1 protein-coding gene is annotated in these 359 nt (G+C 52.9%); it reads right to left on the bottom strand.

Annotated features, from left to right (window positions below; genetic code table 11):
• On the bottom strand, positions 1-359 hold a 359-nt coding region (locus Q4563_RS17345; protein ID WP_303605385.1), incomplete at both ends, for a SpoVR family protein.

The raw sequence follows: 359 nt of genomic DNA, 5'->3' as shown, positions 1-359 counted from the left end.
GCCGTTGCATCTGGTCTTCCCGTTCTTCCTGGCGCAACTTTTCTTCGGCGGCGGAGATCGGCCGTGGCCGACGATAACGATCGACGCCGTAGTTTTGCAGGGAATGACAGGCATCTAACACTCGTTCGACTTCTTCGTTGCCGTAACGTTCTTCACACTTGCGGACGTAGTGCTTGGCAAACATCAGGTAGTCAATAATGGAGCTGGCATCTGTCCAGGTCTGGAACAGGTAATTACCCTTGAAAAAGGAGTTGTGACCGTAACAGGCGTGGGCAATCACCAGCGCTTGCATCGGCATGGTGTTTTCTTCCATCAGGTAGGCGATACAAGGATCGGAGTTGATAACGATCTCGTGGGCC

Source organism: Gilvimarinus sp. 1_MG-2023 (assembly GCF_030548285.1).
Note: the sequence above shows the minus strand (reverse complement) of the source record. Positions and strands in the feature narration are given on the sequence as shown.